13 protein-coding genes are annotated in these 15,155 nt (G+C 60.3%); 10 read left to right on the top strand and 3 right to left on the bottom strand.

Annotated elements, in window-relative coordinates:
• Position 1: 1 nt before the first annotated feature.
• On the bottom strand, positions 2-481 hold the full coding sequence (locus ED655_RS02270; protein WP_240993466.1) for a cupin domain-containing protein: 480 nt from the start codon (positions 479-481) through the stop codon (positions 2-4).
• 141 nt (positions 482-622) lie between these two features.
• Between ED655_RS02270 and ED655_RS02265 the strand changes: the two genes are divergently transcribed.
• Complete coding sequence (locus tag ED655_RS02265; RefSeq protein ID WP_162993349.1) at positions 623-1,441, top strand: alpha/beta hydrolase; 819 nt, start codon at positions 623-625, stop codon at positions 1,439-1,441.
• Positions 1,442-1,491: 50 nt separating this feature from the next.
• On the opposite strand, the gene xylB is transcribed toward ED655_RS02265, so the two are convergent.
• Complete coding sequence (gene xylB, locus ED655_RS02260) at positions 1,492-2,982, bottom strand: xylulokinase (protein WP_122048958.1); 1,491 nt, start codon at positions 2,980-2,982, stop codon at positions 1,492-1,494.
• A gap of 492 nt (positions 2,983-3,474) precedes the next feature.
• Between xylB and odhB the strand changes: the two genes are divergently transcribed.
• The 3 genes from odhB to ED655_RS02245 all read left to right on the top strand — a co-directional run bounded on the left by odhB (position 3,475) and on the right by ED655_RS02245 (position 7,007).
• The gene (gene odhB / locus ED655_RS02255) at positions 3,475-4,827 is read left to right on the top strand and encodes a 2-oxoglutarate dehydrogenase complex dihydrolipoyllysine-residue succinyltransferase (RefSeq protein ID WP_122048957.1); all 1,353 of its coding nucleotides are present in this window, start codon (positions 3,475-3,477) and stop codon (positions 4,825-4,827) included.
• Positions 4,828-4,891: 64 nt separating this feature from the next.
• Entirely contained in the window at positions 4,892-6,289 is a 1,398-nt protein-coding gene (gene lpdA, locus ED655_RS02250; protein ID WP_122048956.1) for a dihydrolipoyl dehydrogenase, read from the top strand.
• A 166-nt stretch (positions 6,290-6,455) separates the two neighbouring features.
• Positions 6,456-7,007: a hypothetical protein gene (locus ED655_RS02245; protein WP_122048804.1), complete on the top strand. Its 552-nt coding sequence runs from the start codon at positions 6,456-6,458 to the stop codon at positions 7,005-7,007.
• A gap of 216 nt (positions 7,008-7,223) precedes the next feature.
• Here ED655_RS02245 and ED655_RS02240 read toward each other — a convergent pair whose 3' ends face one another.
• On the bottom strand, positions 7,224-10,112 hold the full coding sequence (locus ED655_RS02240) for a 2-oxoglutarate dehydrogenase E1 component (RefSeq protein WP_122048803.1): 2,889 nt from the start codon (positions 10,110-10,112) through the stop codon (positions 7,224-7,226).
• A gap of 272 nt (positions 10,113-10,384) precedes the next feature.
• Between ED655_RS02240 and ED655_RS02235 the strand changes: the two genes are divergently transcribed.
• The 6 genes from ED655_RS02235 (at position 10,385) to dinB (ending at position 15,007) form a co-directional block, all read left to right on the top strand.
• The gene (locus ED655_RS02235; RefSeq protein ID WP_122038562.1) at positions 10,385-10,696 is read left to right on the top strand and encodes a hypothetical protein; all 312 of its coding nucleotides are present in this window, start codon (positions 10,385-10,387) and stop codon (positions 10,694-10,696) included.
• A gap of 45 nt (positions 10,697-10,741) precedes the next feature.
• Positions 10,742-11,380, top strand: coding sequence for a 2OG-Fe(II) oxygenase family protein (locus ED655_RS02230; protein WP_122048802.1), 639 nt, complete (start codon positions 10,742-10,744; stop codon positions 11,378-11,380).
• Positions 11,381-11,436: 56 nt separating this feature from the next.
• The gene (locus ED655_RS02225; RefSeq protein WP_062163899.1) at positions 11,437-12,462 is read left to right on the top strand and encodes an aspartate-semialdehyde dehydrogenase; all 1,026 of its coding nucleotides are present in this window, start codon (positions 11,437-11,439) and stop codon (positions 12,460-12,462) included.
• A gap of 127 nt (positions 12,463-12,589) precedes the next feature.
• Positions 12,590-12,712, top strand: coding sequence for a hypothetical protein (locus ED655_RS15955; RefSeq protein ID WP_255493486.1), 123 nt, complete (start codon positions 12,590-12,592; stop codon positions 12,710-12,712).
• Between the two features lie 42 nt (positions 12,713-12,754).
• Complete coding sequence (gene hemH, locus ED655_RS02220) at positions 12,755-13,801, top strand: ferrochelatase (RefSeq protein WP_122048801.1); 1,047 nt, start codon at positions 12,755-12,757, stop codon at positions 13,799-13,801.
• Positions 13,802-13,888: 87 nt separating this feature from the next.
• Positions 13,889-15,007, top strand: a complete 1,119-nt coding sequence (gene dinB / locus ED655_RS02215; protein WP_122048800.1) for a DNA polymerase IV — start codon at positions 13,889-13,891, stop codon at positions 15,005-15,007.
• Positions 15,008-15,155 lie beyond the last annotated feature (148 nt).

Genomic DNA, 15,155 nt, shown 5'->3' with positions numbered 1-15,155 from the left:
CTCAGTGGTAGCGGCAAGGCTTGTTGCGCTCGGGCGGGTTGGCGGATTGAATGACAAGAAGCGTTACTTCATCATCACCCACATTGCCGGCGTCATGGCCCTTCTTGCCCTTGTACGGGCCGCTTTCCATGGGGCGCACATTCTGGTCCTCACCGAAAAGAATATCGCCCGGGCCCATTTCGACGCGCGTGCCGTCCATGGCGCGCACCCACCAGCGCCCCTTGAGCGGGATAATCCATTGCGGCTTGGGGTCGGGGTGCCATGCGCCATTCCAGTGCTGCGGCTGCACGGTCATCATCACGGTTGCCGTCTGGGGCTCCATAGGGTCTTGCCATTGAGGTCCGGCAGGCGGCGACATGCTTTTCAGAAAGAAATTCGACACCGGGCAACGGGCGATGTGGCTCACGCCCTTGTCGTCTGTCCAGAGATGCTGATAGGCGCGCAGTGGCTTGGGGGGAGCCTTGTCGGCAGCCTGCACCATCACGGCAGTAGAGAGGAAAGCCAGAAAAACGGGTAAGGGCCATAAATATTTCATCGATCCGGCTCTCGACAATATGGGGATGGGCAGGTCACATCTCCCTGCTTACGCTTGTATCGTCGCATTGGTTCCGAGACCCTTGAATTGATCAGATATCTCTCCCTTTTTGTCGGTCTCATCATTCTTGCCTATCTCGTCATGGGGGCGTTTCTGTACCTGCGTCAGGACAGTCTGGTTTTCCCAGCCGACACCACACCCCTCGCCAGCCCCGACGATCTGATCGACGGCGCGCGTCGCGTCACCCTGCACACGCAGGATGGGCTGGCGCTTTCAGCCTATTACCGGCCGCCGGTCGGGCAGGGGCCGGTCATCATGTATCTGCACGGCAATGCCGGGACGATTGCCAGCCGGGCGCGCCGTCTGGCCCTTATGGCGCAAGGAAACACCGGGCTTCTGGCTGTTGAGTATCGCGGTTACGGCGGTAATCCCGGCAAGCCGGGAGAAGCGGGTCTGATGATGGATGCCGCTGCCGGAATGGCGTTCCTGCGCGAGCAGGGCATCGAGCCGAGACAGATCATCCTGTATGGGGAGTCCCTGGGCACGAATGTGGCCCTGCGCACGGCTCTGGCTTTCCCGGCAGCCGGGCTTGTTCTGGATGCGCCCTACACGAGCATCGTGGATGTGGCCGCCTCACGTTATCCCTACATGCCGGTCCGGCTTCTCCTGCGCAGCCGCTTCGATACGCTTGGCCGTATTCCCGCATTGAAAATGCCGTTGCTGGTGATGCGCACATTGCAGGACCATACGGTGCCACCGGCCCAGAGCCTCGCAGTATTCGAGGCCGCCCCCGAGCCGAAACAGATCTGGACGACGCAACAGGGCAGCCATTCCACCCTGATCGAGAGCGGTGGGCTTGCCGTGTTGCAGCGATTTATCGGCCGGGTCTGTCCGGCCGAGCCCTGAGAAACGTATTCAAGCCGTCGCCGGCGCTTGCCCATTCCGGCGTGGGATGATCAGGGAATGGATTTGAGCGCCGGATAAAGCGCTCTGTACCGCGCATAGGCTGCACGATAGGGGCCACTCAGTGTTTCATCCGGCGTGATGGTGGCCACGCGCTCTGGCGGCAGGCAGACACTGGCGACCTCCTCGCCCGTAACGGCAATGCGGGCGAGCCGTGCTGCGCCGAACGCGCCGCCCTGCTCGCCATTGGCCAGACGATGCAGCCTGACCCCCAGAACGCTGGCGAGAATGGCGGTCCAGAGCGGGCTGCGAGACCCTCCGCCAATCACATCCGCTTCAGTGATCACGGTGCCGGACTCGGCGAGTCCCTCCAGTGCGTCGCGAAACGAGAAGGCGACGCCTTCAAGCACGGCCTGTGTCATCTGGGCGCGTGTCGTGTCCTGCGTAAGCCCGACAAATCCGCCGCGTACCGTGCCATCATTATGCGGCGTGCGTTCGCCCGACAGATAAGGGGCAAACAACACGGGCGAGGGGGCAAGCGGAGCGTCGGGCAATTCGGCAAGGAGGGTCTTTTCGTCAAGGCCGGTGACACGCGACCACCAGGCAAGCGAAGCCGCTGCCGAGAGTGTGACACCCATCTGATGCCACTGATCGGGGACAGCATGGCAGAAGGAGTGAATGGCGTGGTTGCCGCCCGGATGGAAACTGTCGGTCGTGACCCAGATCACCCCCGATGTGCCCAGGGAAAGAAAGGCATCACCCGTGTGAATGGCCCCAAGCCCGACAGCGCCCGCAGCATTATCCCCTGCGCCCCCCGCGAAGACCGGTGCTTCTTTCATGCGCCAGCGTGCGGCAAGTGACGCATCGAGGCGACCGGCAGGCGCCGTGCCCTCACAAAGCGCGGGCATGGCGGCAAGACGCAGCCCGGAGGCCTCAAGGGCTGCGTCGGACCACAGACGCCGCCCGGTATCGAGCCAGAGAGAGCCGGAAGCATCGGACATATCGTCGATCAGCGCGCCCGTGAGACGAAACCTGAGCCACGCCTTGGGGAGGACGACATGCGTTACCTTCGCAAAGATCTCCGGCTCGTGACGGGCCACCCACATGACCTTGGGGGCGGTAAATCCCGGCATGGCGATATTGCCGGTAATCTGGCGGCAGAGCGGAAAGCGATGTTCGAACAACGAGCACTCCGACTCGGCCCGGGTATCGTTCCACAGAAGGCAGGGGCGCAAGACCTCGCCCTGCGCACCCATGAGCACGGCACCATGCTGTTGCCCCGACAGGCCTATGCCACGGAGTTCGGCCAGTTCATGCGGATGGCTGGCATGAAGCGCATCAAGCGCGCGCAGGGTGGCTTCATACCAGTCCTCGGGGTCCTGCTCGCTCCAGCCCGGATGCGGCCGGCTGACATTGAGTTTTTCGGTATGGGCAGCCAGTACCTTCTGGTTCGTATCGACCAGAACGGCCTTGATTCCGGACGTGCCAAGATCAATGCCAAGATAAGTACCGGCAGTGGCGTTGGAGGGCGTGTCAGATGCCATGATGCAGCGAACCTCGGGGTCTGGGACTTGAAAGCGTCGTGGGTTTCTGGGAGCGGGATGCTTGAAAATCAGGGGCAGCGTCGACGAAAGGCAGATGAGCGCCGCCTCTGACACGCGCCATCCTGTCGGGGCAGAAATGGAAACACGACAAGATGGCGCACAGGTTTCGTGGTTATTTTTTTTGGGCGCACACACCCTGACCGCAAGGGCATGCGCGTTCCGGGTTCAGGCAAAGCCGTCGAGGCAGGATGAAAGACCGCGCCTTGCAGGATTGTCGCGTCACAATCGGGTGAAATCAGGGGGCGGAATGGGTCCCCTGGGCGGTGGAACCTGACATTTCCGGCCACTCATCCCCATTTCAGCACGATGTGACAGCTGTGCCGGAGTAGGCATGGCGGTTGTTCCTGTTTATGGTCGCCAGTCTCAGGCCGTCATGGCATGGCGGGTCGAACAGACGCACGACAGAAGTCCGAGCGGGCTAAGGGAGAGATGATGTCGGTCGAGATAAGGGTGCCGGTTCTGGGTGAGAGTGTCACATCAGCGACGATAACCCGCTGGCTGAAACAACCCGGCCAGGCCGTGGCCGCCGATGAGCCTGTTGTCGAGCTCGAAACCGACAAGATCAGTGTCGAGGTTCCCGCGCCGCAGGCCGGGGTGCTCGGCCATGACCTTATGGCCTCGGGGGCCGAAGTGGCTGTTGGCAGCGTGCTCGGTACGCTGGACCCCAATGGCAAGGCCGATGCCAAACCCGCCGACAAGCCGGCTCCGTCGCCTGCCTCGGCTTCGGGCCAGTCGGCGCCGGTACAGTCTGCCCCGGTACAGTCTGGTTCGGCCCAGCCCGTGCAGGCCCAGCCTGCTGTGGCGGCGCAAGGCGCGGCAGGTGCCACCCGGCATGAGCCTATGCCCGCAGCGTCTCGCCTCATGGCGGAGGAACATATCGACCCGTCATCCGTGACACATGGCACCGGTCTGGATGGTCGTGTGACCAAGGGTGACGTGCTGACCCATATGGAGCAGAAGCCCGCAACTGCACCCGGTGCAGCCCCCGCACAGACGGCTACGCCCGAACCGGCCTATAACCCGGCGGCCCCCTCACCGGCGGTGGCCAGCGCCCTTGCGACCCTGCTGGGCAAGACCGAGCAGGACAGCCGTGAGCAGCGCGTCCCCATGACGCGCCTGCGCCAGACCATTGCTCGCCGCCTCAAGGATGCGCAGAATACGGCAGCCATTCTCACCACCTTCAACGAGGTGGATATGAGCGCGGCCAAGGCCCTGCGCGCCGAATATCGCGAGATTTTCGAGAAGAAGCATGGCGTGAAGCTGGGCTTCATGTCGATCTTTGCGCGCGCCTGTATCCGTGCGCTTCAGGAATTCCCGGCGATCAACGCCACGATCGAGGGTGACGAGATCATCTATCGTCGCTTCGTCAATCTGGGCATCGCTGTGGGTAGCGAGCGCGGGCTGGTCGTGCCGGTGCTTCATGATGCCGATCAGATGAGCTTTGCTGAGCTGGAGCGCCATATCAACGATTATGGTGCGCGCGCACGCGCTGGCACGCTCAAGCTCGACGAGCTGTCACGCGGCACATTCTCCATCACCAATGGCGGCGTGTTCGGCTCGTTGCTCTCCACCCCGATCCTCAATCCGCCGCAATCGGGTATTCTGGGGATGCACGCCATTCAGGACCGCCCGGTCGCCGTGGATGGTCAGGTGGTCATCCGTCCGATGATGTATGTGGCCCTGTCCTATGATCATCGCATGGTCGATGGGCGCGAGGCGGTCAGCTTCCTTGTGCGCGTCAAGCAATATGTCGAGGACCCCCGTCGCCTGCTGCTTGATGTCTGAAGCCTGTCGCGTCTGAAAAGCCCGAGCCCCGATAATCCCGATGTCCGAAGAGAAAGCAGCTGCCATGTCCGAAACCCGTGATTTCGATCTGGCCGTTATCGGCGCAGGCCCTGGCGGTTATGTCTGTGCGCTCAAGGCCGCGCAGCGCGGTCTGAAGGTGCTTTGCGTCGACCGTCGCGACACGCCGGGCGGCACATGCCTCAATGTCGGGTGTATTCCCTCCAAGGCACTGCTGCACAGCTCGGAGCGCCTGCACGAGGCCGAGACCGAATTTGCGTCGCTCGGCATAGATAACGTCAAGCCAACGCTCAATCTCGGCCAGATGATGGCCCGCAAGGAGCGCGTGGTAGGGGATACGGTCAAGGGCATCGGATATCTCTTTCGCAAGAACAACGTGACCTTTCGTGTGGGCGAGGCTGTCCTGACAGGGCCGCATAGCCTCACGATCAACGGCGAGGCAGTGACGGCGCAATCCATCGTGATTGCGACAGGGAGCGCCCCCGCAGCCCTGCCCGGTGTGACCTTTGACGAGAAGCGCGTCGTTTCCTCGACCGGCGCACTCAGCCTGGACAATGTGCCGAAGCGTCTGGCCGTCATCGGTGCGGGTGTGATCGGGCTGGAGCTGGGAAGCGTCTGGAAGCGCCTTGGCAGTGAAGTGACTGTCATCGAATATGGCGACCATATCGCACCGGGTTTCGACCGTGGTCTGGGGCGTCAGTTCCAGCGTTCGCTCGAAAAGCTGGGCCTGAAATTCCGCCTTTCCACCCGCGTAACCAAAGTGGCAACAGAGGGTGAAAGCCTCGCCCTGACGCTGCAAAAGGTTGGGAAGGAAGAAACCGAGACGCTGGAAGCCGATGTGGTTCTGGTGGCGATCGGTCGCAAACCCTACACGCAGGGTCTCGATCTGGGCGCTGTCGGGATCGATCCTGACGAGGCCGGTCGTATTCCTGTTGACGGGCATTTCCGTACGTCCTGCCCCAGCATCTATGCCATTGGCGATGTCATTGCCGGGCCAATGCTGGCGCACAAGGCCGAGGAAGAAGGTCTGGCGCTTGCCGAGCAACTGGCAGGGCGCGCCGGGCATGTTCCCTATGATGCAATCCCTTCGGTTATCTATACCCAGCCGGAATTTGCGATGGTGGGCAAGACCGAGGAACAGCTCAAACAGGAGGGCATAGCCTACAAGACGGGCAGCTTCCCGTTCATGGCCAGCGCCCGTGCCCGTGCCATTGCAGCGACAGATGGCGGCGTGAAGGTTCTGACAGACGCCAAGACAGACCGTATTCTCGGTGTACATATTCTGGGGGCCTGTGCGGGCGAGCTGATTGCCGAGGCCACGTTGGCCATGACCTTCAAGGCCAGTGCCGAGGACGTCGCTCTGGCCTGCCACGCTCACCCCACCCTGTCCGAAGCCTTCAAGGAAGCGGCTATGGGGGCTTTCGACCGGGCCCTGCATCTCTGATTTCTACCGAAGGGCGACCCAAGCACGATCCTTGGACGCGCAGGGATCGTGGGTCCGTGGTGAGGCGTAACTGGTTATCTGAGATGAACCTGAAAATGTGCCTGCCTGTATTGTGAGGACGAGACGTTCATCCATCTGGCTTTTGTCAGGGGCTCTGGTTTGCAGCGTGCTGATACTGATCTGGCGTATCGAGGCCTATCGGGACGCGCTTTCTTTCCCCCTCGCCATGCGCGATGCGCAGGCGTTGCTGCATGAAAAACCTTCGGTCAATACGCTGAAGCTCGCGCCGTTCGATGCAAGGAAGGCGCTTTATCGGTGCACGCAGGAGGCCGCGAAATATGAAGATCCTGCAAAGAATCCTCCAGGCTCTCATGGGCTGATTGATTTCTGCACACAACGTCAGCGGGAAGGTTACCGCGATCTCCAGCATGTTCTGGATCGGATCGGGGGCTATTCCTGGGGGAAGGTTTTGCTGGAGGCCGAGCTGTCATCAGACCGGCGCTGGGGATATGTTGACTATTATTGGGTCAATTTTTCGCTCGGTATGGATGAAGCCATATTTCATGACATCCTCAACGAAGTGGCCAAGGGCGAGCTAACCCCTGAACACGTTCAGCATGGGTTGGATCGTGAAGCGCAGAATCTTCGAGCCTCACCGCAGAAGCGGCATCTTTTTCTGAGCGACACCTATTATTTCGCCCATCACCCGACAGAATAGGGCGGTCCATCTTTCGAAAGGTATCCTGGATCGGGAAGCTGCGGAGACAGTGTTTGACGGCCGCGGGAATAACCGGCGTTCACGTCCTGCCGGATCGTGTGCAGCCTCCTGCCGGGACAACAGGCCAAGTTTTTTATAAATAGCACAGCGATCCAAAGATCGCCTCGACAGGTCCCGGCTAACAGTTTTCAGCCGGGACCTGTCGATCAAGCGGCTTTAGCCCAGAGCTTCCTGTACGAGGGCAGCCTGTTCGGCCATATGTTCGCTTGCAAGACCGGTGGCCGGCGAGGCAGACGCCTTGCGGCCGACATAGATCGGGCGCGGATGAGCGTGATTACACCGTTCGGCCGAGTTCTCGATACGACGATCGACAAAGGCCCAGGCACCGCCATTCTGCGATTCTTCCTGACACCAGATGATCTGCGCATTGGGGTAGCGGGCAAGTTGCTGCGACAGCACATCACGGGGGAAGGGATAGAGCTGCTCAAGGCGCAGGATCGCCACATTGTCACGGTTGCTGTCACGGCGGGCAGCACGCAGATCATAATAGACCTTGCCCGAGCACAGCACCACGCGGGTGATATCCTGATCGGGCAGCAGGGTATCGGTCTCGGGCAGGACGGTGCGGAAGCGTGTTTCGGGTCCGAAATCGGCCAGTTCAGACACGGCTTCCTTGTGACGCAGCAGCGATTTGGGCGTCATGATGATCAGCGGCTTGCGACATTCACGCGCAATCTGGCGACGCAGGGCGTGGAAGTAATTCGCCGGGGTGGTGATATTGCACACGCGCAGATTGTTCTCGGCGCAAAGCTGCAGATAGCGTTCGAGACGGGCAGAGGAGTGCTCCGGCCCCTGGCCCTCATAACCATGGGGCAGCAGCATCACGAGGCCCGACGTACGCAGCCACTTCGTCTCGCCCGATGCAATGAACTGGTCGATGATGACCTGCGCCCCGTTGGCGAAATCGCCAAACTGCGCCTCCCACAGCACCAGTGAATTGGGCGCGGCCAGCGTGTAGCCATATTCGAAGCCAAGCACACCGAACTCGGACAGCAGCGAGTTATAGACCTCGATGCGGGCCTGACCATCGGCAATGTTGTTTAGCGGCACATAGTCGCTCTGATTGATCTGGTCGACCAGAACGGCGTGGCGCTGGCTGAATGTCCCGCGCTGGCAATCCTCGCCTGACAGGCGCACAGGATGATGCTGAAGCAGCAGCGAACCGAAGGCGAGGGCTTCACCCAGCGCCCAGTCGATTCCAGCACCCGTCTCGATGGCCTGGCCACGTGCCTGGATGACGCGGCGCAGGCGCGGGTGCAGGGCAAAATCTTCCGGGATGCGTGTGAGGGCTGCGCCCACGCGTTGCAGACCCGAAATGCTGATGCCAGTCACCGGCTGCTCACGCAGTGGTTCGTCAGACAGACGCGAGGGATCCTGATTGCACTCCAGCCAGTCTTCGCGGCTGGGTTCGTAGGATTTCGCAGCTTCGAACTGCTCCTGCAGATGATCCTGGAAATACTGGAACTGGTCATCGGCCGTCTCGGCATCGATCACCTTCTGGCGTGCCAGCTTTTTGGCATAGAGCGCACGCGTAGTCGGGCGAGCGGCAATGGCCTTGTACATGGTGGGCTGGGTGAAGGCCGGTTCGTCGGCCTCATTATGTCCATGACGGCGATAGCAGACCAGATCGATCACCACATCTGCCGCGAATTCGCGACGGTAATCGGCTGCAAGGCGCGCGCAATAGGCGGCGGCTTCGGGCTCGTCACCATTCACATGCAGGATTGGTGCATGCACGGCCTTGGCGATATCGGTGCAGTAAAAGCCCGAATGGGCATGGGCCGAAATGGTCGTGAAACCGATCTGGTTGTTCGTGACCACATGAACCGTGCCGCCGGTGCGATAGCCGATGAGCTGGGACATGGCCATCGTCTCGTAAACGATGCCCTGACCGGCAAAGGCAGCATCGCCGTGGATCAGCAGGCCGAGATGGCGATAGCGGTTTTCGAGCCCGACACAGCCTTCTGAATCCTGGATGGCGCGTACGCGTCCCACCACGACCGGATCGACCGCCTCAAGATGCGATGGGTTGGGCAGAAGGGTGACACGCACCTTCTCATTCGAGACATGCAGCGTGGCGGCAGTACCCAGATGATATTTCACATCGCCTGAGCCCTGCACATCGGTCGGCTTGAACGAGGCCCCGGCGAATTCGGAGAATATGGCGGCGAAGGGCTTTTGCACGACATTGGCCATCACGTTCAGACGGCCACGATGCGCCATGCCGACAGAGACGCTGCGTGTGCCCTGCTGCGCGGATTGCTCAATGATGGCATGAAGCACCGGAATGGTGACCTCGCTGCCTTCAAGGCCAAAGCGCTTCGTGCCGGTGAAGCGCTTCTGGCAGAAGCTTTCGAAGCCTTCGGCCTCGGTCAGCTGATTGAGGATGGTCTTTTTCTCGGCTGCCGAGAACATGCGTCGCCAGTCATCGCCCTCAAGGCGGTGCTGAAGCCAAAGACGCTGGGCGGCGTCCTGGATATGCATGTATTCGACACCGATCGGGCCGCAATAGGTTTGGCGCAGCGCGGCGAGAAGCTCGTTGATGGTGGCGCTGGCGCGTTCGGGCAGAAGCGAGCTGACCATCTGCCCCAGATAGATCGGGCGGTCGCGGTCATTGGGACCAAACCCGTATGTCGCGGGGTCCAGCTCGGTGTAGGATTTCGGAACCTGCAGACCCAGCGGGTCGAGACGCGCCTCAAGATGGCCACGGACACGATAGGCCCGGACAAGCTGAATGGCGCGAACGCTGTCATCCACGCTTGAGAGCAGATCGGTGGCCGAAAATTCGCCGGTTGCCCGGGCTGCCGGTCCCGCCGGACTGCGTGCGTCGAGCAGCGAGGCCTGCTCACCCCAGGCGGCCCGGTCAGCGGGATTCAGCTTGGCGGCTTGCTGGGCTGCTTCCTGTTCGGCATCGAGTGCCCTGAACAGATCGGCGAAGGAGGGGTCCACACTGCGGGGATCGGCAGCCCACTTCGCATGCAGATCCGCCAGATAGACGGTGTTGGCGCCATTCAGCGCCGTTGGTAACGAACCGATCTCACCCATGCTTGCAGCCCTCCCCGGCTGACTCGTCCGGAACTGGATATCGACTTAAAATGGCACCCTCATGGCGGAAACAACCATGAAACTCTTGCCGATCAGCAACAAGCATAAAACTTTTCCGAACGATTTCAGTTCACAATCGCACGTTCTGCAGACGGCATCAGAAAGAGTCGAAACTTTCAATCCTGCTTGCCGTCTATAGACTCCGCACCAGAGCGTCGTGTGGTCTAACCCATCACATGATATTCCGATATTGCAGTTTGGAGGGGTCTGTCATGCGCTGCATGCCCGCACTCGCGGTATTCACGATTTCGCTACTGTCACAGGGCGTGTCCTGTGCCTGGGCGACTCCCGAACGCCCGGTCGAGCAGCAAGGGCGTCATCTCGATTTCGACAGCCGGGCCCCCTTGCGCTGCACGCGGGCACCCCATCTGGTCAGAACGGCCTACACCCCCGACGAAAAGCCCGCTGAAGGGGCTGTGTCCATGCGTTCGTGCTTCTCCGATACCGACCGTATCGGGGCGGGATATACACAGTATGTACGCAACAGTGCGGTGCGCCACCTGCATCACCGCATGAAGGGCTAGCAAGCCTCTTGTGCGCCGGAGGGAGCAGGAATAGGCTCGCCCTCCATGTCACAGATCGCTCTTCAGTATGAAGCCCTTGAACGGACCCCGATCAGCGAGGCACCGTTCAGACATGTGGTTGTCCCGAACTTCGTACGCGAAGAGGACCTCCAGACACTCATCAACCTGATGCCCGAGATGAAGTCCGGCGGGTCCTTCCCCCCGGAGGGTCTGCGGCTGCACCCGACAGTCAGGGCACTGACGAAGGAACTGCAGGGTCCGCGGCTCAAGAAGATCGTGGCGCAGAAATTCGGCCTCGCCATCGAAGATGCACCGAGCATGCTCACCCTGCGTGGCCGCACCCGTGAAAAGGACGGGCGTATCCATCGTGATTCAGAAGCCAAGCTCGTTACGATCCTGCTTTACCTGAATCCCGAAAGCGCCGCCTGGTCTGCACAGGAAGGCTGCCTGCGCCTGCTGAACGGCCCCGATAATCTTGAGGATTACGAGGTTGAGGTGAAGCCCGCCCACGGTACGTTGCTCATTTTCCCGAATGGGCCGAAAACCTGGCATGGTCACAGGCAGTATGTCGGCCCGCGCTACACTATTCAGCTGAATTACATGGCCACAAATAACAAGGCGCGCTATGAACTGCGCCGTCATCGGCTGTCAGCGCTGTTCAAGCGCCTGTCATTCGCCCGATGAAACGGTCATGACGCCCGGCGTGATGACGATCGAATTCTGACTGAGGTAATGTGATTATGGGATACCGCGTTGCGGTCGTTGGCGCGACTGGTGCTGTAGGTCGTGAACTCCTGCGCATTCTTGCCGAGAGAGATTTTCCTGTGTCCGAAGTGGCAGCGCTGGCTTCGGCCCGCTCCACGGGGCAGGACGTCTCGTTTGGCGACAAGAAAATTCTCAAGATCCAGAACCTCGAGACGTTTGACTTCACCGGCTGGGATATCGCCCTGTTCTCACCCGGCGCGTCGGTTTCTGCTGTGCACGCGCCGCGTGCGGCAGCGGCCGGGTGCATCGTGATCGACAATACCTCGCATTTCCGTATGGAGCCGGACGTGCCGCTGGTGGTGCCTGAAGTAAACGCGAATGCGCTGAAGAAGATGAAGCGCAACATCATCGCCAACCCCAACTGCTCGACAGCGCAGATGGTGGTTGCGCTCAAGCCGCTGCATGATCTGTTCACCATCAAGCGTATTGTGGTGTCGACCTATCAGGCAGTTTCCGGCGCTGGCAAGGATGGCATGGATGAGCTGTTTGCCCAGTGCAAGGGCAGCTTTGTAGGCGATCCGCCGACTATCGCCCAGTTCACCAAGCAGATTGCGTTCAACGTCATTCCGCATATCGACAGCTTCATGCCCGATGGCTCCACCAAGGAAGAGTGGAAGATGGCGGTCGAGACACGCAAGATTCTCGATCCCGACATCAAGGTTGCGGCAACCTGTGTGCGTGTGCCCGTCTTCATCGGTCACTCCGAGGCGATCAATATCGAGTGCGAGGAACCCGTCGATCTGGCGCGTGCCCGCGAGGCCCTGCGCGAGGCCGATGGTGTGATTCTGCGCGATGAGCGTGACGACGGCGGCTACGTCACCCCGATCGAGTGCGTGGGCGAGGACGCGACCTATGTTTCGCGCCTGCGTATTGACGACTCGGTGGAGAATGGTCTGGCGCTGTGGTGTGTCTCGGATAATCTGCGCAAAGGTGCTGCGCTGAACGCAGTACAGATCGCTGAAGCCCTGATTGCGCTCGATCTGATCAAGCAGAAGGCCTGATTGCGGGTTCTTATATTACATATTTGTCATTATTGTAATTTTGGCATTGCGCAGACCCGGCGCAGTGCCAAACTCCCTTCAAGGGCGGATGCAGGGTTGTGCTGCAAGGGTCCGAACGGAGATGACAATGGCTGTTATCGACACTCTGGCCGCTGGTCTGTTTGCCCTCGCTGCGCTTGGTCTCCTGCGCATGGCGCCTGTACCCAAAGCCATTCCGGTGCGCGTCAAACGGAAACCGTCAGCGCGTTGAGCGGTTTTTGTCTCTCCTGAGTCAGTAAGCCGATAGAGAGACATGGCCTTCAATAACAAGATCCCCGCGACTGCGACACCGCCGGAAGGCAAGACGGGTGTCCTCATTGCCAATCTTGGCACGCCTGAAGGCACCGATTTCTTCTCGGTCCGTCGCTATCTTGGCGAGTTTCTCTCTGACCGTCGTGTGATCGAGGCACCGCCAGCCATCTGGCAGCCCATTCTTCAAGGCGTCGTTCTCACGACACGCCCTTCCAAGAGCGGCGAAGCCTACGCCCGTATCTGGAACCGTGAAGAAGACGCCAGTCCGCTGCGCGTTTACACCCGTGCCCAGGCGGAGAAGCTGGCTGAGCGCCTTGGCGCCGATGTGCCGGTAGCCTGGGGTATGCGCTATGGCAAACCTTCAATTGGTGAGGCTGTCGAGGAGCTGATGGATCAGGGATGTGACCGCATCCTCTATCTCTCGCTCTATCCGCAATACAGCGCCACCACGACTGCGACAGCCAATGATCAGCTGTTTCGCACGCTCATGACGCTGCGCCGTCAGCCCGCCATTCAGACCATTCCGGCTTTTCCTGATCATCCTGTCTATATCGCTGGGCTCGAAAAGAGCGTGCGTGACCATCTGGCGGGGCTGAGCTGGAAACCGCAGCGTATTGTCGCCTCCTTTCACGGCTTGCCAAAGCTTTGCGTGGATAAGGGGGATTACTACCCCGATGACTGCGTCAGAACGATCCGCGCCCTGCGTGACGCTCTGAATGTGAGCGAAGAACAGATGCCGATCACTTACCAGTCGCGTTTTGGGCCGATGGAATGGGTGCAGCCCTATACGGCACCTTTCGTGACGGCGCTGCCAGAGCAGGGGATAACCCGTATCGCTGTCATCATGCCCGGCTTCATCAGCGATTGCATCGAGACGCTGGATGAGATCGGCCACGAGCTGCGTGACGAGTTCATTGAGGCGGGAGGTGAGGAACTGACCCTCATTCCATGTCTGAATGACAGCGATATGGCGATCGATCTGCTCGAAGCACTGATTCGCGAAGCCTGCCCGCCCGCATGGCAGAAATCCGGCCTGACTTCCGCCTGATGCGTTGTGGCTGAACTATTGCCGGTTCTGTCAGCCTGACGCTTGATGATCTTGTTTTGTTCTCGAACCTGATGGCATAAGGGCAACATGTCTGAGCCAACAGGTCACGGGGCTGTGCGTCGCATCATCCATATCGATATGGATGCCTTCTACGCTTCGGTTGAACAACGCGATGCACCGGAGTTGCGTGGTCGTCCTGTTGCCGTAGGGCGGGGTGAGGGACGAGGCGTTGTTGCGGCGGCCAGCTACGAGGCACGTCGGTTTGGTGTCCGTTCGGCCATGCCATCGCGTACGGCGTTGCGACAATGTCCGGAACTGGTCTTTGTCCCGCCCCGCTTTGACACCTACCGTGCTGTTTCACGTCAGATCCATGAAATATTCGCGCGCTATACGCCGCTTATACAGCCTCTCTCACTTGATGAGGCTTATCTGGATGTGACGCAAAGCTATCGCGAGCATGGGTCGGCCACCGATATTGCGCGGCGTATCCGGGCAGAAATTGCCGAGGAAACCGGACTGACGGCTTCGGCCGGGATCTCCTACAACCGGTTTCTGGCGAAGCTGGCGTCGGATCATCGCAAACCCAATGGACAATTCGTTATCACGCCCGCCATGGGGCCGAATTTTGCGGCCTCGCTGCGTGTCGAGCAGTTTCACGGCATTGGCCCCGCGACGCGGGCCAAGATGAACCGGCTGGGCATTTTTACCGGTGCCGATTTGCGTGATATTCCGCGTGACGTTCTGACACGTCATTTCGGCAAGGCTGCCGCGTTCTATGCGTCCATCGCCTGGGGCATTGACGATCGCCCTGTCGTGCCGGACCGGGTGCGCAAGTCGATTGGTACCGAGACGACCTTTGAGGCCGATCTGACGGATTTTGCCAGCGCCTGCACGGTGCTCGACGGGCTGTGCGACAAGCTCTGGCGGCATTGCGAGGCGCAGTCACTGCGTGGACGCACTGTGGTTCTGAAGCTCAAATATGCCGATTTCCAGATCACGACACGCACCCGGTCCAACCCTTCTCCGTTCGCAAGCCGGGATGCGGTGCGCGAGCAGGCTGTGACATTGCTGGAAGGGTTTTTTCCCCTTCAGCGTGCCATCAGGTTGATGGGCGTCACGCTGACCGGGCTTGGTCAGGATGAGGCCGAGGGCATGGAAGGAGAAAAAACCGCACAATTGACACTTTTTGGTGAATCACCCTGCTGACTTTTTGCATGATGCAGCGTTCACTGAGTCCAATGCTCTCTTGTGGAAGGATCTGCCGTCATGATTTCAGTTTTTTCCACCTCATCGCTCTGGCTGGGTGCCGTCGTTTCCGTACTGATCTGCGCACTTGGCGCAGGCTAAACGCTTA

The sequence above is a fragment of the Asaia bogorensis genome (genome assembly GCF_900465345.1).
GTDB classification, from domain to species: domain Bacteria; phylum Pseudomonadota; class Alphaproteobacteria; order Acetobacterales; family Acetobacteraceae; genus Asaia; species Asaia bogorensis_A.
Note: the sequence above shows the minus strand (reverse complement) of the source record. Positions and strands in the feature narration are given on the sequence as shown.